This is a genomic window from Arthrobacter ramosus (assembly GCF_039535095.1).
Classification (GTDB): Bacteria; Actinomycetota; Actinomycetes; order Actinomycetales; family Micrococcaceae; genus Arthrobacter; species Arthrobacter ramosus.
In genome coordinates, this window is the sequence record NZ_BAAAWN010000001.1 from 2,291,445 (window position 1) to 2,313,478 (window position 22,034).

A 22,034-nucleotide genomic window follows, 5' to 3' on the forward strand; every position below is an offset into this window, starting at 1 on the left:
GTGCTCAGGCGGGGGCGGAAGTGCTTCGGCGGACCACCAGCTCAGGCTCCACTACGGTGGTGCCGATGTTTTCCCCGTCCTCGATGCCGCTCAGCATGAGGTCCATACAGCGCCGCCCGAGTTCTTCGAAGTCCTGGCGCACCGTGGTCAGCGGCGGCGTGAAATAGCCCGATTCGGGCTGGTCATCGAAACCCACCACCGAAACATCCTCGGGCACCCGGACGCCGGCCTCGTTGAACGCACGCAGCAGGCCCAAGGCCATCTGGTCGTTCCCGACAAAAAGTGCGGTGGCCGTCCTTTCACCGGCAAGCTTCCTGCCGATCTCATAGCCGCTGCCGGCACTCCAGTCCCCCACCACCAGCAAGTCATCCTCAAGCCCGGCAGCGCGCAGGGCCGCGCTCCACCCTTCGGCCCTGGCCACGCCGTCGATCCAGTCCTGCGGGCCGGCCACGTGCCCGATCCTGCGATGTCCCTGATCCACCAGATGCCTGACGGCCAATTCCGCGCCGCGCCTCTGGTCCACCATGGCTCCCCCCACGGAAGCTCCGCCCGAAGAACCCACGGCCACCACGGGAACCCCGGGCTGCACTTCCGCCAACGCCAGCAGGGTTTCGAAATGCGGCACGATCACCACGATCCCGTCCACGGACTGGTCCAGGAAATGCCGGACCGCATCAAGAATCGCGTCCCGGCTGACCGTCCGAAGGGCTGCGATGCTGACGAAATAGCCGGCATCCCTTGCCGCCTGTTCAACCCCTAGCAGCGTATTTGCCGGGCCGTATTGCGCCAGCTCGCTTGCCAGGACGCCGATGGTCTGGGAACGGCGGGTCACGAGGCTCCGCGCAGCAGTATTGCGCCGGTAGCCCAGCTCAGCGATGGCCGCCTCGACGCGCTCCCGGGTGCCCTTGCTGACGTTGGGGTGGTCGTTGATCACCCGGGACACAGTCTGGTGCGAGACTCCCGCCCGTTCCGCTACGTCCTCAAGCCGTGGCAAGCGCCCGCTGGTATTTGTCATGGAGCTATTCTGCTCGACGCGGAGGTCAAGCGGCGAGCTGCCGCGCCTCACCCGGCTGAGCTACCGGTCAGTACAAGACCACCGGCGTGCCGGGGATAGACTCGATTCAAGCCCACCAACCACCATTTGAGGAGCCCCATGCGCGCCACCATCATCCACGGCCCCGGCGACATCCGTGTTGAAGACCGTAACTACCCCACGGTCCAGCTGCCCACAGACGTCATTGTCAAAGTCACCGCCTCCTGCGTCTGCGGATCGGACCTGTGGCCGTACCGCGGCGTGAAGCCGACTCACCAGCCTTCGGCCATTGGACATGAGTTCATCGGCACGGTGGAAAGCATCGGCGACGACATCACTGCCTTGGCGGTCGGCGACTTCGTCATCGCTCCCTTCCTGGTCAGCTGCGGCGCCTGCCCGCAATGCTTGAACGGCGTCACGGTGGCCTGCGATCATTTGGCAGGTTGGGGCGGCAAAGATGACAGCGGGCACGCGATCGACGGCGGTCAGGGCCAGGCCGTGCGGGTACCACTCGCAGAGTCCACCCTCGTCAAAGTTCCTGGGGTCACGGAACCCGACGACGCTCTCCGGGCGAGCTTGCTGACGCTCTCCGACGTGATGGCGACCGGCCACCACGCCGCCCTTGCAGCGAAGGTCGGCCCCGGCAGGACCGTCGTCGTCGTCGGCGACGGCGCAGTGGGGCTCTGCGGCGTGCTCGCAGCGAAGCGGCTCGGAGCCGAACGAATCGTCGCGATGTCCCGGCACGCCGACCGTCAGGCGATTGCCCTCGAGTTCGGGGCCACGGACATCGTCGCCGAGCGTGGCGACGACGGCGTAGCCAAGGTCCGCGAGTTGCTTGGAGGCGTTTTGGCCGACTCCGTCCTGGAGTGCGTCGGGACCAAGGAATCCATGGATCAGGCACTGCACAGCGTCCGCCCGGGCGGCGCCCTCGGCTTTGTTGGTGTCCCGACGGGCGGAGCCGAAGCCCCGCTGCGCTACTTGTTCGACACGAACATTTCGATTGCCGGCGGAATGGCTCCGGCCCGCACGTACATCCCGGAACTGCTCACGGACGTGCTTGACGGCAAGATCAATCCGGGCCGGGTCTTCGACACCGTGATGCCGCTCGAGGAAGCGCCCGAGGCCTACCGCGCCATGGACGAACGGCGCTCCATCAAGGTCCTGCTCACCCCCTGAGGGCACAGACTGAACCGGGAGATTCAGGCCGGATGGGTGGACTGTGGCGTGGGCGCGGGAACGGCGAGAGAATCCATATAGGAAGCCTGGCCTGAACCCAAAGGAGCGAACAAAATGATCACTGGTGCCGATGCGCGCCCGGTGGTTAATCACGAGGGGTATTTGCCCATCGAGGATCATGGACTTATCGGCGACGGGTCCACGTGCGCTTTGGTGGGGCGCGACGGGGCAATTACCTGGCTTTGCCTGCCGGAATTCGACAGTCCCCCGTTCCTGGCCGGGATCCTTGACGCGGATTCAGGCGGCCGTTTTGAAATAGCCCCTGTCCATACTCTGGCATCTTCCCAGCGCTACACCGAGGATTCCTGCGTGCTGGTCACGTCCCTTGTGTCCGATCGTGGCGTGCTGCAGGTGACGGACGGACTTACCCTGCGTGCCGGCGCCGACTTGTCGGAGCCGGTGCCGGCTGGCCGTTCCGAACTCCTGCGGCACGCGAGGGCCGTGGGCGGAGACGTTCCGCTGCGCATCAGCCTGGTACCGAAGGCCGGTGTCACTTTTGACACCCTGGCCACCGGCTGGAGGTTTGATTGGCGGCAGGACGGAGTCCAGGAGGTCTACCTATGGTCTTCCGTTGAACTCATCCCTGACGGCCGCGGTCTCTCAGCCGAATTGACGCTTCGCGCGGGAGAAACGCTGACCATGGTCCTGCACTGGTCGGGACGGTTCCGGCTCCGTCAGCATCCCGAGAGCAAGAAGCTCATTGACCAGACCGTGTATGCCTGGCGCCGGTGGTCATCAAGCCTGGATTGCGAAGGCTCCCAAGCAGAGTTGATGAAGCGATCGGCCCTGACGCTGAAGATGTTGGATCACGCAGAAACGGGGGCCATCCTGGCGGCCGCCACGTCGTCGCTGCCTGAGTGGCCAGGGACGTCGCGGAACTGGGACTACCGGTACACCTGGGTGCGCGACGCATCCTTCTCCAACTACGTGTTCAGGCGCATTGGCGACCCCAGTGATGCGGACGTTTTCCTTGCCTGGGTCCTGACCAACGTAGAGCGGGACGGTGTCCCGCACGTAATGTACGCCCTCGACGGCTCCCAGCCGCCCGATGAGGTGCAGGATCCACAGCTGCGGGGATACCGCGGATCGGCCCCGGTCAGGTGGGGAAATGGTGCCCGCCACCAACTCCAGCACGATGTGTACGGTGAAATCGTCGACATCGCCTACCAGTGGTCGGGCAGTGGGAAGCGAGTCGATGAGCGGCTCTGGGCCGCGTTGATCCCCATCGTCGAAATGGCCATCAGGAGCTGGCGGGTTCCGGACTCGGGCCCTTGGGAAATCCGCGACAAGAGCCGGCCTTTCACCTACTCGGCGGCGTTATGTTATGTCGCAATCGACCGGGCCATTCAGATCGCGCGCAGGGATGGGCTTCCCTATCCCAAGCGCCGGTGGGAGGCCACCGCCCGGCGAATCCGGCAGGCTGCCCTGACACAATCCTGGGATCCCCGGCGGCGCACTTTCACCGAGAATTTGGGCGCCAGCGGCGGACTGGACGCGTCCCTCCTGACTCTTCCCGCAGGCGTTCAGCCATGTGGGCGTGCTTGCCAGCGGCCTGCGACTGCTGAAAGCGGAGCGGCGGGCCGCGAACGCCGGCTCCACCGCGCAGGATCAGCGCTAGGTGCGAGGCAACCCGATGCGTGCATGGTGGGTCCAGGAACCAGGCCCGATTGAATCCCGGCCGCTTTTTTGGGGCGAACGGCCCGATCCGCAACCGGGGCGGCGGGAGCTCCTGGTCGGCGTCCGAACGTGTGGTGTCTGCCGCACGGATCTGCATCTGGCCGAGGGCGATCTCGCACCTCGCAGGCCGAACGTTGTACCCGGCCACGAAGCGGTGGGAATAGTCAGCGAAACCGGTGAAGGGTGTGTGAGGTTCCGGCGCGGTGACAGGGTCGGAGTGGCCTGGCTAGGGGGAACCTGCGGGAGCTGCGCGTATTGCCGCCGTGGCGACGAGAATCTCTGCCTCTCCCCCACCTTCACCGGATGGGACAGGGACGGCGGCTACGCCGAACAACTCACGGTGTCGGAGGATTTCGCCTACGCCATCCCGCAGCAATTTTCGGACGAGCAGGCGGCCCCTCTATTGTGCTCCGGCATCATCGGGTACCGGGCGCTCAAACGGGCCGAGCTTCCGCCAGGTGGCCGGCTGGGCATCTATGGTTTCGGAGGATCTGCCCATCTCACGGCGCAGATGGCGCGCCACCAGGGGGCCGAGGTCTACGTGATGACCCGTTCGGAGGCGGCCCGCGAACTGGCGCGTGAACTCGGCGCCGTGTTTGTGGGAGACGCGTACGACTCCCCGCCGGACCGGCTCGACTCGGCGATACTTTTTGCCCCCGTCGGGGACCTCGTTCCTGTTGCCCTCAAAGCGCTGGACCGTGGCGGGACCCTCGCCATTGCAGGCATCCACGTGAGCGACATACCGCCCTTGAACTATGCCGCCGATCTCTTCAATGAGCGTCAGCTCCGTAGTGTTACCGCCAATACGCGGGCGGACGGCGAAGAGTTCTGGTCCCTGGCAGCGGAGATTCCGCTGGCTCCCACCACGATGGCGTATCCATTGATTGAGGCCGATAGGGCGTTACAGGATTTGGCCGCCGGGCGCATCACAGGGGCAGCCGTCCTGAAAGCCTGAGCTGCGTATTTCACGGGTCACGGTCGGGATGGCGGAGCAAAAGATACCGGAGCAAGAGACGGCGATCGGCGGGTCCGATGACGGCCCGCCGGTCGGTATTACCGCTGTTCAGCGTTTCAACACGTCAGCGCTCAGCACGTCAGTGCGAAGGGCTGACCATGTGATGCCGGTGTTCCTCGGTGCTGGGCTTGATCGCCATCGCGGTGACGACGAGCTCCACCAGGCCAGTGATCCAGGATGTCCAGGCGACTCCGGCTTGCGTGGAGTAAGAGCCTAGCCACGGAGAAAGGAACAGCAAGGCACCGAAGGCTGCCTGCACCCACTCCATAACCGGCGTTCCGGGCATGGCCAGATTGATGACACCGCTAACGATCAGCAAAGCGCCGAACACGACCATCAGGGCAGCCGACGAGCCGGCCGCCATGGTCCAGATGACCGACAAAGCAGCATAGAGACCGGCGATAACCGTGACCCAATCCTGCCATCGCGTCCATTTCTTCATTGAACCCACCTCTGTTATGTGGACTGCATCCCGGGGCATCGAGCATGTACTCCGGTATTGATGTAACAAAATCCGCACGCAGCTACTTCCCGAAGAACGCATATGGGGTTGGCCTGCCGTCGTCGAATCCTGCCGCACACGAAGCCTTGCTAAGAGCGGACTTCCGGTCTACAACGTAGTCATAGAGCAACATCGACGAACATGTCCGGCGTCGCCGGCAGGTCCGTCCAGAGAGGACCCCGTGATATCGAGTCGCTGGTCGTAAAGTCGCCAGTCAGCTCGGTGCTGACATATCGACGTCCGTTGGTGAGAACCGCCGTGGCCTCCGGCGTGGACCTGCGTCCGGCGCCAACGCCCAGGTTCCGGCCCGACCCCGCCAGGTCGCTTGCAGTCGAAACCAACGGAAGGAAAGAAATGTTAAACATGAGGGTCCCGGCACGAGGCGCCGGAACCGCCTTCATTGCAACCCTCGCTATCACGGCACTCGCCGCCTGCTCGAGCACGAGCACATCGCCTTCGCCGAGCGCCACGAGTTCCGGAGGAGCCGTACCGCAGATCTCTGCGGATGCGTTCACGGCCGATTTCTCGGCGATGAAACAGCTCACGTCGCTCGCTTCACAAGGCAAAGGGATGGTCGGCGTTCTGTTGCCGGACACCACCACTTCCGCGCGATACGTCACTTTCGATGCCCCGTACCTGAAGAAGGCCTTCGAAACCGCGGGTCTGGACTCATCCAAGTTCAAGATCGACAATGCGCAGGGCAGCGCAAGCACGATGCAGACGCAGGCCGAAGCTGACATCACGGCCGGAGCATCCGTGCTGCTTGTCGATGCCCTCGACTCCGGTTCGGGCGCAGCCATTGAGGCGGCCGCCAGCGCACGCGGCGTCAAAGTGATCGACTATGACCGGCTCGTCAAAGGCGGGGCAAAAGATCGCACCTACGTGAGCTTCGACAACGTCAAGGTTGGTCAGCTGATCGGCCAGGGCGAGATCACGTGCATCGCAGACTGGAAAGTCACCAAACCTAACATCCTGATCATGGATGGCGATCCGACCGACAACAACGCGAAGCTGTTCGCCGAAGGCTATAACGGTGTACTCAAGACGCACTTCGACAATGGCGAATACGTCAACGTAGGAGAGCCGGCAGGTACCTGGACACCGTCAGTGGCACAGACGACGTTCGCCCAGCAGTACACCGCCCACCCGAACATCAACGCGGTGGTCACGCCTAACGACGACAACGCCAATGCCGTGATCGCCTACCTGCAGAGCAAGCAAATTCCTGCCAAGACTTTCCCGACGACGGGGCAGGATGCGTCCTTGTCCGGCCTGCAGAACATCCTGAAGGGGTACCAGTGCGGAACGGTGTACAAGCCGATCTACTTTGAAGCCCAGGCGGCCGCCGCAGCAGCGCTCTACCTGCGGGCCGGCGTGACCGTTCCGTCAACCCTCGTAAACGGCAAGACGACAGACGACACCGCGAAGTCCGACGTCGGATCGGTCCTGCTCACCCCGCTGTGGGTGACCACGAAGAACATGGCGGACACGGTGGTCAAGGACGGTGCCGTGACGAGTTCTTCGCTGTGCATCTCGCAGGTGAAGGACGCGTGCACTGCGGCAGGTATCCAGTAGTTCGAACAATGAGTGAGTTGATAACCCCGGACCCGGTCGGCGCCGGTCCCCTGCTCCGGCTGGAGGCCATCGACAAGAACTTCGGGCCGGTGCAGGCACTCGTCGACATCACCCTTGAGGTGCCGACCGGCAAAGTAACTGCGCTTGCCGGCGACAACGGCGCGGGCAAATCGGTATTGATCAAATGCGTCGCCGGCATTCACACCCCCGACGACGGGCAGCTGTTTTGGGAAAACAAGCCAGTACGGTTGAACTCGCCGCACGAAGCCGCTGCGCTCGGCATTGAGACCGTGTACCAGGACCTGGCCCTGTGCGACAACCTCGACATCGTGCAGAACCTGTTCCTCGGCCGCGAACGCCTTCGCCGCTTTCTCCTCGATGAAGAGAGCATGGAGATCACGGCCCGGGAGACGCTCGCGAGCCTGGCCGTGACCACCGTGCGATCCATCCGGCAACCCGTCGCATCGCTGTCCGGCGGGCAACGCCAGTCCGTGTCGATCGCGAAGTCGGTGCTGTGGAACTCCAAGCTCGTCATTATGGACGAACCGACGGCAGCTCTCGGCGTCGCACAGACCGAGGTTGTCCTTCATCTCATTCGCCAGCTCGCAGACCGCGGCGTTGCCGTCATCGTCATCTCGCACAACATGAACGACGTGTTCGAGGTCGCAGACCGCATTGCCGTGCTCAGGCTCGGGCGGCTTGTTGACGTTCGGCCCGCCACGGAAATGGACCGGCAGATCGTGGTCGACCTGATGACCACAGGGTTCTCCGATCGGGCAAGGCCGGAACTCGCGCCATCACCGCCGTCGAAACGCCCGCTGACCGCCGCCAAGGGGCCACTCCCCTCCCCGGCAGTTGCCCTCCAGGACGAGCCGACCACCGCCGCCGCGGCGCGGAAGGCCGCACTGGCGTTGAACCCCGACATCACCGCGACGTCGCTGCCCGAATACTTCCGTGCCGCCTTGGCGCGGGTCCGGGGCGGCGAGAGCGGAGTGCTGCCGGTTCTCGCGGGCCTGTTGCTGATCTCTGTGCTGTTCCAATCGCTCAACCCGAACTTCCTGACGCCCGGCAACATGGTGAACCTCCTCATCCAGGGTTCAGTTTTCATGCTGCTGGCCATGGGCCAGGTCTTCGTGCTCCTGCTCGGCGAAATCGACTTGTCCATCGGGTACGTCGGCGGAGTGGGCGGCGTCATCATGGCCGAACTCGTCCAGGAGTCGACAGGCTGGCCGTGGTGGGCGGCGATCGCTGTCGGGCTGATTAGCTGCGCCGGGATCGGGTTGCTTCATGGCACGATCATCACCCGTCTCGGACTCCCATCGTTCGTCGTGACACTTGGCGGCCAGCTCGGCTGGCTTGGCGTGATGCTCATCATCCTCGGCAGCGGCGGCGTCGTGCCCATCAACGACAACGTCATCAACAACATCGCGAGCGGCAACCTCAGCCCGGTCACCAGCTGGATCCTGATGCTCGTCGTCGTCGGAGCATTCAGCACCTGGACGTGGCTGCGGGACGCCCGCCGGCGCAACACCGGACTCGTCGCGCCGCCCGCCAGTGTGAGCGCCCTGAAGATCGCAGCGGTGCTCGCCGCGGGTGTGGCCATCGTGTGGCTCTGCAATACGGACCGCGGCACCCTGGTCGAAATCAGCGGCGTGCCATGGGTGCTTCTCGTGGTGCTCGGAGTCCTCGCCGTCTGGACGTTGCTGCTCGGGCGAACCCGGTTCGGCCGCTACGTCTACGCTATTGGCGGCAACGCCGAGGCCGCACGGCGGGGCGGCGTGAACCTTGCGCGCATTCGCACCCTCGCCTTCATGCTCGCCTCGTTCACCGCAGGGATCGGCGGAATCGTCTACGCGTCGCGGCTCCGTTCCGTCTCGACGTCGTACGACGGCGGCACGCTGGTGCTTTACGCCGTGGCGGCCGCGGTAATCGGCGGGACCAGCCTGTTCGGCGGCCGCGGCAAGGTGCTGCACGGGGTCCTGGGCGGGCTCGTGATCGCCACGATCGATAACGGCATGGGCCTGCAGGGCTACAGCGCTCCGGCCAAGTACGTCGTCACGGCGCTGGTCCTCGTCGCGGCCGTGACGATCGATGCCGTCGCGCGCCGCGGGCGCTCACGGACGTAAGGAGGCAACTATGACGGACTCCGGACCAGTGCTTGTGGTCGGCGGCACCGGGATGCTGGGCAGCCAGGTGGTGTCCAGGCTGCTACGGGGAGGAAAACAAGTCCGCGCCTTGGTGCGGCCCGGTTCGGATGGGAGCCGCCTCGAGGAGCTAGGGGCCACGATCGCCCGTGGCGACATGATGGATCCCGAGTCGCTTGTGCACGCCATGGACGGCGTCGACGCTGTGATCACCTCAGCGGCGGGATACACCCACCATCGGGAGGGAGACAGCCCCGTCATCGACACGGTGGGCAACACCAACCTCGTCGATGCAGCCAGCCGCGCCGGTGTGCGCAGATTCGTCCTCACCAGCATCCTCACTTGCGATCAAACACCGGATGTTCCGCACTTCTGGCACAAGAAACTGACCGAGGATCGCCTGGAAGAACTCGGGGTCCCGTTCGTGGCGCTGCGTCCGGGCGCTTTCCTTGAGCAGATCACTCGCTTCGGCGACCCCTTCAGCGAGGGGCGGCTCACGTCGTTCGGGTCTCCGGGCGTTCCCCTGACATACGTGCTTGCCAGTGACCTGGCCGGGTATCTTGCGGCAGCAGTCGACGCGAGCGGAGTAGAGGGGCAGCGTATCGACATCGGTTGGGACCGGCCGGTAAGCATGCAGGACATCGCCGATATCTCCGCCCGGATGCTCAGCCGACCGATCCAGCTCGTCGTCAGCCCGATCAGCCCGGTGAACCCGATGGCGAAGGACCTTGGGGCGATGATCGACTGGTTCGGCACCGGACGCTACGTCGCCGATACCTCACGACAACGCGAAGTCTTCGGCCCACCGCCAACAGCCGAGGACGCCGTCGCGCGCCTGCTCACCAGCCTCGGGCACACGCTTGACTAAGCCGGGCCCGACGGCGGCCGGACGGGGCCGCCTGTTAACCCGCCTTAACCCGGGCTAACTCACGGCGGGCAGCGCGTCGGGGATGCGGGGCTTGGCGTTTCCGGCAAAGGTGAACTTGGCATCGTCGCCTTCGCCGTCCACGTCGACCACCACGATGTCACCCGGGTGCAGCTCGCCGAAGAGGATCTTCTCGGAGAGCTGGTCCTCGATCTCGCGCTGGATGGTGCGGCGGAGCGGCCGGGCACCCATGGCCGGGTTGTAGCCACGGGTGGCCAAAAGGACCTTGGCGGCGTCCGTGAGCTCGATACCCATGTCCTTGTCTGCCAGATGCTGTTCCAAGCGAGCGATCATCAGGTCCACGATCTCGATGATCTCGTCCTGCGTGAGTTGCGGGAAGACAATGACGTCGTCAACGCGGTTGAGGAACTCGGGACGGAATTGCTGCTTGAGCTCCTCGGTGACACGGGCCCGCATCCGGTTGTAACCGGTGGTGGTGTCCGTGCCGGATTGGAAGCCGGTCGCCACGCTCTTGGAGATGTCGCGGGTGCCCAGGTTGGTGGTCATGATGATCACCGTGTTCTTGAAGTCCACCACCCGGCCATGGCTATCCGTCAGGCGGCCGTCCTCGAGAATCTGCAGCAGGGAGTTGAACAAGTCCGAGTGGGCCTTCTCCACTTCGTCGAACAGCACCACGGAGAACGGACGACGGCGGACCTTCTCGGTCAACTGCCCGCCCTCGTCATAACCGACGTAACCCGGAGGGGCACCGAAGAGACGCGACACCGTGTGCTTCTCGGAGTACTCGGACATGTCCAGCGTGATGAGGGCGTCCTCATCAGCGAAGAGGAATTCCGCCAACGCCCTGGCGAGCTCGGTCTTGCCGACGCCGGTGGGGCCGGCGAAGATGAACGAACCACCCGGACGCTTGGGGTCCTTCAGGCCAGCCCGTGTGCGGCGGATTGCACGCGACACTGAATTAATCGCCTCATTCTGCCCGATAACGCGCTTGTGCAGTTCCTCCTCCATCTTGAGCAGGCGGCTGGATTCTTCCTCGGTGAGTTTGAAGACCGGGATGCCGGTGGAATTCGCGAGAACTTCGGCAATCAGCTCCTCGTCTACCTCGGAATTGCTGTCCGTGCCGCCGGATTTCCATCTGAGCTCCCTTTCCCTGCGCTCGGCGACAAGTTTCTGCTCCTTCATGCGCAGCGAGGCGGCGCCCTCGAAGTCCTGGGCGTCGATGGCGGATTCCTTCTCCATCTTCACCTCGGCGATGCGTGCATCCATCGCTTTCAGCTCCGGCGGACGGGTCATGCGGCGGATGCGAAGCCGTGCACCTGCTTCGTCGATCAGGTCGATCGCCTTGTCCGGCAGGAAGCGGTCCGACACGTAACGCTCCGAGAGGCTCGCCGCGGCCGCCAGCGCGCCGTCGGTGATGGTCACCCGGTGGTGCGCCTCGTAACGGTCACGCAGGCCCTTGAGGATCTCAACGGTGTGGGCCACCGAGGGTTCCTGGACCTGGATCGGCTGGAAGCGGCGCTCCAACGCGGCGTCTTTCTCAATGTGCTTGCGGTACTCGTCCAAAGTGGTGGCCCCGATGGTCTGGAGTTCACCACGCGCCAGCAACGGCTTCAGGATGGATGCGGCATCGATGGCGCCCTCGGCAGCGCCGGCACCGACGAGCGTGTGGATTTCGTCGATGAAGAGGATGATGTCCCCGCGGGTCCGGATTTCCTTCAGGACCTTCTTCAGGCGCTCTTCAAAATCGCCACGGTAACGGGAACCGGCCACCACTGAGCCCAAATCGAGCGTGTAGAGCTGCTTGTCCTTCAGGGTCTCCGGCACGTTGCCCCGGACAATCGCCTGGGCAAGGCCCTCGACGACGGCGGTCTTGCCGACGCCAGGCTCACCGATCAGCACGGGGTTGTTCTTGGTCCTGCGGGAGAGGACCTGCATGACGCGTTCCATCTCCAGCTCGCGGCCGATCACGGGATCGAGCTTGTTTTCCCGCGCGGCCTGGGTAAGGTTGCGGCCGAACTGGTCCAGCACCACCGAACCGGCGGGAGCAACCTCGGCCTGGCTCGGTCCGGCGACCATTCCGCTGGGGTCCTTGCCTTCATACCCCGAGAGCAAATGGATGACCTGCTGGCGGACCCGGCCGAGGTCGGCGCCAAGCTTGACCAGGACCTGCGCGGCAACGCCTTCACCCTCCCGGATGAGGCCGAGCAGGATGTGCTCGGTACCGATGTAGTTGTGGCCGAGCTGCAGCGCTTCCCGGAGTGCAAGCTCAAGGACCTTCTTGGCGCGCGGGGTGAAGGGGATGTGGCCGGACGGGGCTTGCCGGCCCTGGCCGATGATCTCCTGCACCTGTTCCCGGACGCCGTCGAGCGAGATGTTCATTGACTCCAGCGCCTTGGCGGCAACCCCCTCACCCTCCTGGATCAGTCCCAAAAGGATGTGCTCGGTACCGATGTAGTTATGGTTGAGCATGCGTGCCTCTTCTTGGGCAAGCACAACAACGCGACGGGCACGGTCCGTAAATCTTTCAAACATTTCGCCACACTCCTGGCAGCCGCTTACCTTGATGCTACGTCGCTAAGGGCCTTCTTGGGGGATCGCCGGAGGCAGAATTTTAGATACCAGGCCGGTCGGCCGCATGGCTCTTCTTCACAGACGGTCGAGACCGTGAAGAATGAAAACAACCACCAAGTAGAGGGAATACCATGAGCACCCTGAAGCAACGGCTTCATGCCGACGTCGTAGTCCACATGAAGGACCGCAACAAGACCGCGCTCACGACGGTCCGCAACGTCCTGGGCGAAATCGAGACGCGTGAGAAATCCGGCAAGACACCCATTGAGCTGGACGACACCCAAGTGACGGCGCTGCTGCAGAAGGAAGCCGCCAAGCGCAGGGACACGGCGCGCATTTACACGGAGGCCGGCGAGTCCGAGCGCGCTGCGGCGGAAATCGCCGAAGCAGAAGTCATCGAGGCATACCTGCCTGAAATGCTGACCCCCGCCGAAGTCGAGGACATCGTCGACGAGGCAATCGCCGCATTGAAGGCCAGTGGCCAAGAACTCACGATCAGGCAGATGGGCGCCGTGATGAAGCCCGTCACCGCAAAGGTCGCTGGCCGCTTCGACGGCAAGGCCGTCAGCGAAATCGTCCGGACCCGACTCGCATAGAATCGCCGGAACGCAGGGAGGAGCAGCCATGGCAGCCATCATCCTGGGATGGAATCCACGGCTTTGGAACGAGTGGAACTTCGAGGCTGTGATCGAGCAGGTCGCCGAAACGGGTCAATTCCTGGAGCGGTGGAACGTCGGCCAACACCGGAAGATCCAGCCAGGCAACCAAGCATGGCTTTTCCTGCAAGGTGGAGGCCCACACGGACGCGGGCTGATCGGACACGGCGTCGTCATGTCCGAAACGTATGAAGCGCCACAACGCACCGAGCCGAAGAGTATTGCGCGGTACGTGAGCGTGGCCTTCGATGCCTTGCTCCCCCTCGGCGGCCAGATCCCGACGAGTGTCCTCTCCAGCGAAGTGCCGGACGTGGCGTGGAATACCTTCCGCGGTTCCGGATGGACCATTCCGAAAGAATCAGAACCGGGCCTTCAACGCGTGTGGCGGGAGCACGGACCAGCGGTCTCCGAGCCGTGCCAGACCGTTCCAGGAACCTACCCGGAAGGAGCCGTGAGCCGGATTGAAACGAACCGCTACGAGCGGGACCTTGAAGCCCGCCGGATTTGCCTGGCTTTCCACGGGACGTCTTGTGCCGTGTGCACTTTCTCCTTCGAAGTAAGCTACGGGGACATCGGCAAAGACTTCATCCACGTCCACCACGTGGTTCCCGTTTCACAGCTCGGCAGCGACTACCGTTTGGATCCCATAGCGGACCTCGTGCCGCTGTGTGCCAACTGCCACGCCATGGCACACCGGGGGGTGGGCACTCCTCGCACCGTGGCGGAATTGCGGCGGGCCATCGCCGCCGCCGGACACTTGCCTGGCCAAATTGTCGACGACAAGGCATTGGCAGCTCAGGACGCCGCACACCGAATCCTCGAGCAGCGGTAACCATGCACTAGCCAGCCAAGGTTCTTCCCCGTATTTTAGTTAACTACACCGTGTGGCGAGCACCACACACGCTGTGAGTCAGATGATCCATTTGCCGGAATAAACCACCGGGGCGCAATGCCGCGCCCCGGACCCGGCGAGACCTACCGGGCGTCACGCGCCGCCCGCTGTTCAGGAGGATACGCATGACCGGGATTTTTGAACTGTTCATCGACGAGGACACGAGCTTCAGATTCAGGCTCAAAGCGCCGGACGGAACCGTGGTAGCCGTCTCCAGGTCCTTTCCCGACAAGCCCGCCGCGGTGTGCGGCATCAGTGACGTCCGAGAATATGCGGGAATGGGCCTAATTACCGATCTGTGCCCGGAGGTCCCGCACCGCGGACCATCACCCACACCTCCGGTTCCCGCTGTACGTCAAACCAGTCCTTCCGCGATGCCGCTGCTTCCCGTCCCGCCGCGACACCATAATCCGCTCCCCCAAAGAGATCGAACCGGCCGCCCTTGGCACACTACCGCCTTGGTCGACGCATCGTGCACCGGTTTGGTTGAGGCGTAGACCCTTCGACTGGAGGGGCATCCGGCCGCGGAGGCCCTTGTCCCGGCCCGACGCCGCCGGGTGTAATGGACCCACGACGGCGACTTCCCGCCGTCGTGCGCCGAAGGAGCCGCAATGTTCACCAGCCCGTACGCTGATGTCGAGATCCCCGAAGTCACGATTTATGAGTATCTGTTCGGTGGGCTGAGCGTCGAGGATCTTGACCGGATCGCACTCGTGGACGGCACGTCCGGCGCGGAAATGACCTACCGGCAACTCGTCAGCCGAATTGACGCCACCGCAGGCTGGCTCGCGAGCCACGAGGCGGGCCCCGGGACTACTGTGGGCCTTTTCTGCCCCAACGTGCCGGCGTTCGCCGTCGTCTTCCACGGGGTCCTCCGCGCAGGCGCGGCCGTCACCACAGTCAACGCGCTGTATACCGCCGATGAAGTCGGGAGCCAGCTCAGCGACGCGGGCGCCTCCTGGCTTTTCACCGTCTCGTCCTTCCTTGAGCGTGCGGAGGCCGCAGCCGTGGCTGCCGGCATCTCGCCGGAACGGCTTGTTGTGCTCGACGGCGGAGACCCCGCTACCGCCGCGGGGCATCCCTCGCTCGCGGATGTCCTCGAAGCGGGCCTTCCCGCGCCGACGCTCAGCGTCGATCCGCACGCCGCCGCCGTCGTACCCTACTCCTCGGGCACGAGCGGCACGCCGAAAGGGGTCCTGTTGAGCCAGTACAACCTCGTGGCGAACGTCGCGCAGTCGAGCGCCTTCTTCCGCGTGACTCCCGACGACGTGCTGCTCGCCGTCCTGCCCTTCTTCCACATCTACGGCCTGACCGTGCTGCTCAATCTCGCCCTCGGCGAGCGGGCCCGGCTCGTCACAATGCCGAAGTTCGACCTCGCCGAATTCCTCCGCATTACCCAGGACCACCGCTGTACTTATCTGTTCATCGCGCCGCCCATCGCCGTCGCGCTGGCGAAGCATCCGCTAGTGGACCAATACGACCTCTCGTCCGTCCGCGCCGTTCTTTCGGGAGCAGCGCCCCTCGACGGCGAACTCGGGCACGCCGTTGCGAACCGGCTCAGGTGCACGATGCTCCAGGGCTACGGCATGACCGAGCTGAGCCCCGTATCCCACGCCATCCCGCGCGACGGCGCCGAGCGCGTCCCTCTCGACTCGGTGGGCTACACCGTGCCGAACACGGAATGCAAGCTCCTTGACCCCGCCACGGACGAAGAGATCGAAGTCCCGGCCGAAGGACCGAGCGCTCCCGGTCAGCTCCTCGTCCGCGGCCCGCAGGTCATGCTGGGGTACCTGAACCGGCCCGACGCAACCGCCGCGACGATCGATCCGGATGGCTTCCTCCGTACCGGCGACATCGCGACCGTCACCGCCGAGGGCATCGTGACGATCGTCGACCGGCTCAAAGAGCTCATCAAGTACAAGGGCTACCAGATCGCGCCTGCTGAGCTCGAGGCGCTCCTGCTTACCCACCCCCGGATTGCGGACGCCGCGGTCATCGGCATCCACGCGGACGACGGCGAAGAGGTACCGAAGGCGTTCGTCGTCCGGCAGCCGGGGGCCGAGCTCGGGGACGGGGATGTCATGGAGTTCGTCGCCGGACGGGTGGCGCCGTTCAAGCGCGTGCGATCGGTGGAGTTCGTCGATGTGATTCCCAAGTCTGCGTCGGGGAAGATCCTTCGGCGGGAGCTGCGCGCGAGGGCCTGAGGATGCACATCGGCGCCCTGGCGCTGTCCCTGGCTACGCTTGGCCCCGCGAAGCCGGCGGCACGCGCAGGCTCCCGTACCTCTGCGACAACGCTGGCATCCAGTTCAGCCAAGATCCCGACGGCGGCCTGCCTTGGCGCGCGCGATGACGCCACTTTCAGATGGTGCGCAGCCGGCGCCCGGAGCGTCTCGGGACTGTAGCTCCGCAGGTCCTCCGGGGGCACCTGGGCGTAGTATTCGGCCAGGAAGGTTTCGCTGGGCTCAAGGGAACCCACTGATTTCGCCTGCTCCGCCGGCACCGATTCGCGTTTCATGTCAGCGCGCCTCCCTGCGGGTGCCACTCGCAAACTGGGGTTGACGAACCAGCCCCCGCGCCTCCTTCATCATGGCTGGCCGCACCGACCCCGTCCAGTGCTGGAAAAAAGTATCGGAACATGACGCGGGCGCGGGCCGAATGGCCCGCGCCCTGCTATCGGCGCCTGCGGACTAGTGCTTCCTGAAGGCGCCCTTGATCTTTTCGCCTGCCAGCTTCAGATCGGCCCTGACCTGACGGGACTTGCCCTCAGCCTTCAGCCGGTCATTGCCGGTGGCCTCGCCGGCCGCTTCCGTGGCCTTGCCGTGGAGTTTCCCGGCAGCGTGATGAAACCTCTCACCCCAACCCATGATGGCTCTCCTTAGTCGGCGGCCCGCGGCAGGACACCGCAAGGCCGCACTTAATTGTAGGGACGGAACTACAGCAAAGGCACGCCCCGGCAGCGAAACCTTGCCGCTCAGGAAGCACGGATACGCGTCCCGTACCATGGGCCGGATGGTGTTCATACGGCTATACCGCGAAGGCAAACTCGAACGCGACGATGTCAGGGTCCACGAGATCGAAGCCCTGGCCCGCCAGGATGACGTGGTGCTGTGGATCGACTACACGAACCCGACGGCTGATGACCTGCTCGGCGTCGAAACCGTGTACGGGCTTCATCGACTCGCCGTCGAGGACGCCGTCCACGACTTTCAGCGGCCCAAACTGGACCGATACCCGAACCATCTGTTCCTCTCGGCCTACCAGGCGGCGTTAAAGCCTGGCACCGGGGAACTGACCGTCGTCGAGATCTCGGCATTCGTGACCCACAATGCCCTGGTGACCGTGCACGGGCCCGAGTTCGACACCGACAAGCTGACGGCGCACTGGGACGCCGAAACCGATCTGGCCCAACACGGGGTGCCTTTCCTCTTCTGGGGCCTGCTGGACATGATCGTCGACGGGCACTTCGACGCCGTCCAGGAACTCGATGGCTACATCGACGCCCTCGAAGAGTCACTTTTCGAGGACCACTCCCCCGACCACGAGCTTCAGCGGAAGACCTTCGAACTCCGCAAGAACCTCGTCCGGCTCCGCCGCGTCGTCCTGCCCATGCGTGAAGTCCTCAACACCCTCCTCCGGCGGGAAGACCTGGTCGGCTGCAGCCCGGCGATGCAGCCCTTCCTGCAGGACGTCTACGACCACGTGCTGCGCGCCTCGGAATGGACGGAATCGCTCCGCGACCTGGTCACCACCATCCTGGAAACCCACATCAGCATCCAGGGGAACCAGATGAACCTCGTCATGAAGAAGGTCACCAGCTGGGCTGCGATCATCGCGGTCCCTACAGCCGTGACCGGCTTCTTCGGGCAGAATGTGCCCTTCTTCGGCTTCCAGAGCGATTACGGCCTCTGGCTGTCCAGCGCCCTCATGGCCGGCGGTTCAATATTCCTGTACCTGGCGTTCAAGAAGCGGGACTGGATCTAGCTGGTACTCCCTGGCGCATGGAGGGCCCCTGTCCTACTGCTCGTCCTTTCGGGCCGGAAGCACCAGGAGCGCGTCCCCGACCGCGCGTTCCGATCCGCCCGACGGGCTGTTCTGCACCTTCCCTTCGGCAACGGCTGTTGTTGAGCCGCCGCCGTCCAGGTTCATGGCCTGAACCATGCCGAGTGACAATGCGACGTCGGCCTCTTCCTTCAGGCTCAGTCCGAGCGAGGTAGTCGAGCGTCCGTCCGCTGTGACAAGCATGGTCCTGCCCTGGGCATCGGTTCCGGCGAAGGTCCGGGGGTTCCGCTTGTGGACCCAGCCGTAGTAGAAGCTGTTTCCATCGTTGGGATGCACCATTCCGTCATGTCGGACAGTGACGTCTTCACTGCCGTCCTTGACCAGCAACGGGCCGCCGTTGACGACGCTCGTTGCCTTGTTGGTGTCCAGGGACTTCCCGTCCTGGCCGAGCAGTCCGGCGTCGATTTTCAGCTTCGTGCCGACAGGAGCGAGTGCGCGGAGCCGTGCGACGTCAGTTCCGGTGGCCTGGATGGTGTGTCCGCCCGCAGGGACGGCCGCGCCACGGGTTTCGGCGATGGAGGTAACGGCGTCGTGGCTGTCCACCATCACTTCAAGGCCCGGACCGGCAGGCGTGGACTGCCCGAACTCCGGTGTGAACGTGACGAGCTCGTTGGAGTTCGTGCAGGTGACGTCCTGGAGCGGAGCTGAGGTAGGCAGGTCGTTGGCGCCGCCGCAGTTGCGGATCAGGCCAGGTACCCGGTTGATGCCGTCCAAGGGCGCTTCCCCGGAGGAAGACGATATTTTCCCCGCCCAGGTCAATCGCTGGATGCTGGTGGCATTTTTCTTTCCGTCGATGACGAGGGCCGGGCGGTCCGCTACGGCTTCGCTGAGAGTCTTGCCTCCGTAGACCCCGGCCCCGGCGGGGTCGCCTTCGGCACCGGCCTTCGGGTCGAAGACGAAGAAGCCTGCGTTCACAGCGGCGAGGGCGTGGGCGTCGGAGGCCAGCTGGCTGGTGGTCTCCCGCTTCTCCAGATCCGGACCGAACGAGGCGGCGAGCTGGCCCTGGTACTTCCCGGGGTCGATCGTGATGACGTCGAGATTCCACGGTCCGCGCGTCTTCGTGCTGGTCTCGGAGTCGCCGTCCCAACCCGTGTAGATCACTGAGGAGGCAAAACCGGCGGCCTTGATCTTGGCGACGACGGAGGCGCCGTCGGCCTGCGCGCCGAGATGGTCGGCGCGGACCCGGTAGCCCAGATCGCCTCCTGCGTCGGCAAGCTGCGGCGACTGGACATGTTCAACGCGGGCATCGACGCCGGCGGCCTTGAGCTTGTCGGCCGTGTGCTGCGCAGTGACCTGGCTTGAGAGCGCCGACGTCGGAGCGTCCGGGTCCGGCGAATCAGCCGGGATGGCCACTTCGGCGGTCCAGAAGAGCGAAGAGTCAGCTCCGCCCCGGCTGATTTTGGTGAGCGTGACGCCGGGGGCGAGGGTAGTCATTGTCCGGTTCTCGGGGAGGTCAGCGGCGCCAAGGTTGAGGTGGGCACCCTGACCCGTGCTGTTGTCACTTTTCCGGACATCGTCCGCATGAGTGGGGCCCACGGGGCTGAGGAGCGCTGAAAAGACGGCCAGAACGAGCCCGCCAGTGAGGGCACTGCGACGTTTTAGGGAGGCATTCATGGGTCCACCGTATAAAGACTGGACCGTCGCCCGGGCCGGTTTTCCGGTTTCGCGAACCCTGTTGACCGAACCTTCATGCCACGTTCACTTGCAGTCGAAAGGCCGACCCAAGAAGCAGCATTGGCTCCCCACGGAACTATCCCAAGGCAGAATGGAAGGCATGCCCCTTACTACGTTCGCCCTCGTCCGCCACGGTCAGACAGACTGGAATGCCCAGCGCCGGCTGCAGGGATCCACCGACATTCCGCTGAACGACGTCGGCCGCGGCCAGGCCCGCGACGCCGTCGCCGTCCTGTCCGGTTACGAGTGGGACGTCATTGTTTCGTCACCGCTGAGCCGGGCCGCGGAAACCGCCGAGCTGATCGCCGCAGGGCTGGGGCTCAGTGTGGACCGGCGCGTGCCGGAGCTCACCGAGCGCCGCTTTGGAGCTGCGGAGGGCCTGCAAGCAGGACCTGAATTGGACGCGCTGCGTATTCCTGGTGGCTTCCGCGGCGCGGAAAGCGAGGAGGAGGCAGCCTCCCGCGGTCTGGCCGCGCTGGAGGCGCTGGCCGAAGAGTTCCACGGCCGCCGCGTCCTTGTTGTCGCCCACGGGACGCTCCTCCGCTTGAGCCTCGGCCGCGCCGTCGCCCGCACTCTGGACAGCATCGACAACGCCGTGCTCAACCTCGCCCACCACCATGCCATAGACGGCTGGCAGCTCGAATACTTCAACGGTGAACCCGTCATGGCTGCCGTTCCCGCCTGAGCAGAACCCAGCCCAAGGCATATCCACCAGGACAGCGGCGTGGGAGACTGTTCAGCACTGACAGGAACTCTTCGAAGGGGATGTTCACCGTGGCGGTAACAGGTCTCAACTCCGTCCAGCACATCGTCGTCTTGATGCTTGAAAACCGATCGTTCGATCACATGCTCGGATACCTCTACGCCGATTCCGCCAATGTATCTCCCGTGGGGGACCCGTTCGAGGGCCTTACCGGCACGGAGTCCTGCCCCGGCTCCGATGGCAGTCCGGTTGAGGTCTATCAGCTGACTCCCTCGACCCCCGACGTCTATTTCATGCCGGGCGCCGACCCCGGAGAGGGGTACCAGGCAACGAACGAGCAGCTCCATGGCAGCGCCGGCGCGCCGAAAGTGGGGACAATTCCCTCCATGACCGGTTTTGTGACCAACTATGCCGGCGCCATCAAAGACAACCGAGCCAAGGGCTGGCATGTGGTGCCGGGAACAACCGAGCACATGATCATGGGCTGCTTCACCCCTCAGACACTGCCCGTGTTGTCGGCGATGGCGAAGGGATTCGCCGTGTGCGACGCCTGGTTCGCGTCAGCTCCCACCATGACGATGCCCAATCGGGCCTTCGCCTGCGCCGGCACCAGCCAGGGCAACTTGGATGACAAGGCCAAGCGGTTCACCGTGCCGAGCATCTTCGGGCACTTGGGCAACCACGGCATCCCCTGGAAGATCTACGGCGAAACCAAGCAGCCCCTGACGAAACTCGACTTCGACGACACCCGGCACGCTCCGGCGTCGAACATTGGCCTGTTCACGGACTTCCAAGCCGACGCGGCAGCCGGGAAGCTCCCCGCATACGCTTTCCTTGAGCCGTCCTGGTCCTCGACGGGCAACAGCGAACACCCCAACTACAACGTCGCTCTCGGTGAGCAGTTCCTGCTCGAGGTCTATCGCGCCGTCCGCGATGGGCCGGCCTGGGACTCCACCCTGCTCATCATCACGTATGACGAACACGGGGGATGCTACGACCACGTCGCGCCGCCTTGGGACGCGACGCCGCCGGACGACACCCCGGGGGAATTCGGTTTCGATTTCACCCGTTTCGGGCTCCGGGTACCAACGGTACTGATCAGTCCGCTCACCCCCGCCGGCACCGTGTTTCGAGCTTCCGGTTCTGTCCCGCTCGATCACACGAGCATCCTTGCCACCATCGAACATCGTTGGAATCTGCCGGCACTCACCCGCCGTGATGCAGTGGCGCCCGACGTCGGCGGTGCCTTGAGCCTCGCCGTCCCCCGGACCGACGACCCCCTCGCGGGGGTTCAGGCACCTACTCCCCCGCCGACCACACGGGCGTTGGCGGAACAGCCGTCCCACCTGGAGCAATTGCGCGACGAGCTCCTAGCGCAAGCGTAGGATCGGGTGCAAGCTTAGGACCGG

Annotated in this window: 20 protein-coding genes; 13 read left to right on the forward strand and 7 right to left on the reverse strand. The window is 64.6% G+C overall.

The features are described 5' to 3' along the window. Nucleotides 1-4: 4 nt before the first annotated feature. Complete coding sequence (locus tag ABD742_RS10625) at nt 5-1,015, reverse strand: LacI family DNA-binding transcriptional regulator (RefSeq protein WP_234753702.1); 1,011 nt, start codon at nt 1,013-1,015, stop codon at nt 5-7. A gap of 138 nt (nt 1,016-1,153) precedes the next feature. On the opposite strand from ABD742_RS10625, the gene ABD742_RS10630 reads away from it, so the two are divergent. The 3 genes from ABD742_RS10630 (at nt 1,154) to ABD742_RS10640 (ending at nt 4,901) form a co-directional block, all read left to right on the forward strand. Further along, complete coding sequence (locus ABD742_RS10630) at nt 1,154-2,209, forward strand: zinc-dependent alcohol dehydrogenase family protein (RefSeq protein WP_234753703.1); 1,056 nt, start codon at nt 1,154-1,156, stop codon at nt 2,207-2,209. A gap of 114 nt (nt 2,210-2,323) precedes the next feature. Next, nucleotides 2,324-3,940, forward strand: a complete 1,617-nt coding sequence (locus tag ABD742_RS10635; RefSeq protein ID WP_234753704.1) for a glycoside hydrolase family 15 protein — start codon at nt 2,324-2,326, stop codon at nt 3,938-3,940. Continuing rightward, nucleotides 3,903-4,901 (forward strand): zinc-dependent alcohol dehydrogenase family protein, encoded by a 999-nt coding sequence (locus ABD742_RS10640; RefSeq protein ID WP_234753705.1) that lies wholly within the window; start codon nt 3,903-3,905, stop codon nt 4,899-4,901. Before ABD742_RS10635 ends, ABD742_RS10640 begins: the two co-directional genes overlap by 38 nt. A gap of 139 nt (nt 4,902-5,040) precedes the next feature. Here ABD742_RS10640 and ABD742_RS10645 read toward each other — a convergent pair whose 3' ends face one another. Together ABD742_RS10645 and ABD742_RS10650 are read right to left on the reverse strand one after the other, a co-directional pair. Beyond that, nucleotides 5,041-5,403 (reverse strand): SPW repeat protein, encoded by a 363-nt coding sequence (locus ABD742_RS10645; RefSeq protein ID WP_234753706.1) that lies wholly within the window; start codon nt 5,401-5,403, stop codon nt 5,041-5,043. Nucleotides 5,404-5,582: 179 nt separating this feature from the next. After that, nucleotides 5,583-5,978: a hypothetical protein gene (locus tag ABD742_RS10650; RefSeq protein ID WP_234753707.1), complete on the reverse strand. Its 396-nt coding sequence runs from the start codon at nt 5,976-5,978 to the stop codon at nt 5,583-5,585. A 55-nt stretch (nt 5,979-6,033) separates the two neighbouring features. Between ABD742_RS10650 and ABD742_RS10655 the strand changes: the two genes are divergently transcribed. The 3 genes from ABD742_RS10655 to ABD742_RS10665 are packed head-to-tail and all read left to right on the forward strand — an operon-like array spanning nt 6,034 to nt 10,050. After that, nucleotides 6,034-7,038 (forward strand): sugar ABC transporter substrate-binding protein, encoded by a 1,005-nt coding sequence (locus tag ABD742_RS10655; RefSeq protein WP_234753708.1) that lies wholly within the window; start codon nt 6,034-6,036, stop codon nt 7,036-7,038. 8 nt (nt 7,039-7,046) lie between these two features. Then, nucleotides 7,047-9,164: an ABC transporter permease subunit gene (locus ABD742_RS10660; protein ID WP_234753709.1), complete on the forward strand. Its 2,118-nt coding sequence runs from the start codon at nt 7,047-7,049 to the stop codon at nt 9,162-9,164. Between the two features lie 10 nt (nt 9,165-9,174). Then, nucleotides 9,175-10,050, forward strand: a complete 876-nt coding sequence (locus tag ABD742_RS10665) for an SDR family oxidoreductase (RefSeq protein ID WP_234753710.1) — start codon at nt 9,175-9,177, stop codon at nt 10,048-10,050. 54 nt (nt 10,051-10,104) lie between these two features. Here ABD742_RS10665 and ABD742_RS10670 read toward each other — a convergent pair whose 3' ends face one another. Further along, nucleotides 10,105-12,600, reverse strand: coding sequence for an ATP-dependent Clp protease ATP-binding subunit (locus ABD742_RS10670; RefSeq protein WP_234753711.1), 2,496 nt, complete (start codon nt 12,598-12,600; stop codon nt 10,105-10,107). 170 nt (nt 12,601-12,770) lie between these two features. Here ABD742_RS10670 and ABD742_RS10675 point away from each other — a divergent pair, with 170 nt between their 5' ends. The 4 genes from ABD742_RS10675 to ABD742_RS10690 all read left to right on the forward strand — a co-directional run bounded on the left by ABD742_RS10675 (nt 12,771) and on the right by ABD742_RS10690 (nt 16,391). Next, nucleotides 12,771-13,235, forward strand: a complete 465-nt coding sequence (locus ABD742_RS10675; protein ID WP_234753712.1) for a GatB/YqeY domain-containing protein — start codon at nt 12,771-12,773, stop codon at nt 13,233-13,235. Between the two features lie 28 nt (nt 13,236-13,263). Continuing rightward, complete coding sequence (locus tag ABD742_RS10680; RefSeq protein ID WP_234753713.1) at nt 13,264-14,127, forward strand: HNH endonuclease; 864 nt, start codon at nt 13,264-13,266, stop codon at nt 14,125-14,127. Between the two features lie 185 nt (nt 14,128-14,312). Beyond that, nucleotides 14,313-14,684: a YegP family protein gene (locus ABD742_RS10685; RefSeq protein ID WP_234753714.1), complete on the forward strand. Its 372-nt coding sequence runs from the start codon at nt 14,313-14,315 to the stop codon at nt 14,682-14,684. A 114-nt stretch (nt 14,685-14,798) separates the two neighbouring features. Next, nucleotides 14,799-16,391, forward strand: coding sequence for an AMP-binding protein (locus ABD742_RS10690; protein ID WP_234753715.1), 1,593 nt, complete (start codon nt 14,799-14,801; stop codon nt 16,389-16,391). Here ABD742_RS10690 and ABD742_RS24455 read toward each other — a convergent pair. Both ABD742_RS24455 and ABD742_RS10700 read right to left on the reverse strand, forming a co-directional pair. After that, the gene (locus tag ABD742_RS24455) at nt 16,300-16,704 is read right to left on the reverse strand and encodes a hypothetical protein (protein ID WP_486303532.1); all 405 of its coding nucleotides are present in this window, start codon (nt 16,702-16,704) and stop codon (nt 16,300-16,302) included. The two genes, ABD742_RS10690 and ABD742_RS24455, sit on opposite strands and share 92 nt — an antisense overlap. A gap of 172 nt (nt 16,705-16,876) precedes the next feature. After that, on the reverse strand, nt 16,877-17,053 hold the full coding sequence (locus ABD742_RS10700; protein WP_236818202.1) for a CsbD family protein: 177 nt from the start codon (nt 17,051-17,053) through the stop codon (nt 16,877-16,879). A 145-nt stretch (nt 17,054-17,198) separates the two neighbouring features. Between ABD742_RS10700 and ABD742_RS10705 the strand changes: the two genes are divergently transcribed. Then, the gene (locus ABD742_RS10705) at nt 17,199-18,170 is read left to right on the forward strand and encodes a magnesium transporter CorA family protein (protein WP_234753717.1); all 972 of its coding nucleotides are present in this window, start codon (nt 17,199-17,201) and stop codon (nt 18,168-18,170) included. A 33-nt stretch (nt 18,171-18,203) separates the two neighbouring features. Here the strand turns inward: ABD742_RS10705 and ABD742_RS10710 are convergent, their stop codons facing one another. Beyond that, nucleotides 18,204-19,862 (reverse strand): phosphodiester glycosidase family protein, encoded by a 1,659-nt coding sequence (locus ABD742_RS10710; protein WP_234753718.1) that lies wholly within the window; start codon nt 19,860-19,862, stop codon nt 18,204-18,206. A gap of 160 nt (nt 19,863-20,022) precedes the next feature. Between ABD742_RS10710 and ABD742_RS10715 the strand changes: the two genes are divergently transcribed. Together ABD742_RS10715 and ABD742_RS10720 are read left to right on the forward strand one after the other, a co-directional pair. After that, a complete protein-coding gene (locus ABD742_RS10715) occupies nt 20,023-20,607 on the forward strand; it encodes a histidine phosphatase family protein (RefSeq protein WP_234753719.1) in 585 nt (194 codons plus the stop codon). A gap of 89 nt (nt 20,608-20,696) precedes the next feature. Continuing rightward, entirely contained in the window at nt 20,697-22,010 is a 1,314-nt protein-coding gene (locus ABD742_RS10720; RefSeq protein ID WP_234753720.1) for an alkaline phosphatase family protein, read from the forward strand. Nucleotides 22,011-22,034 lie beyond the last annotated feature (24 nt).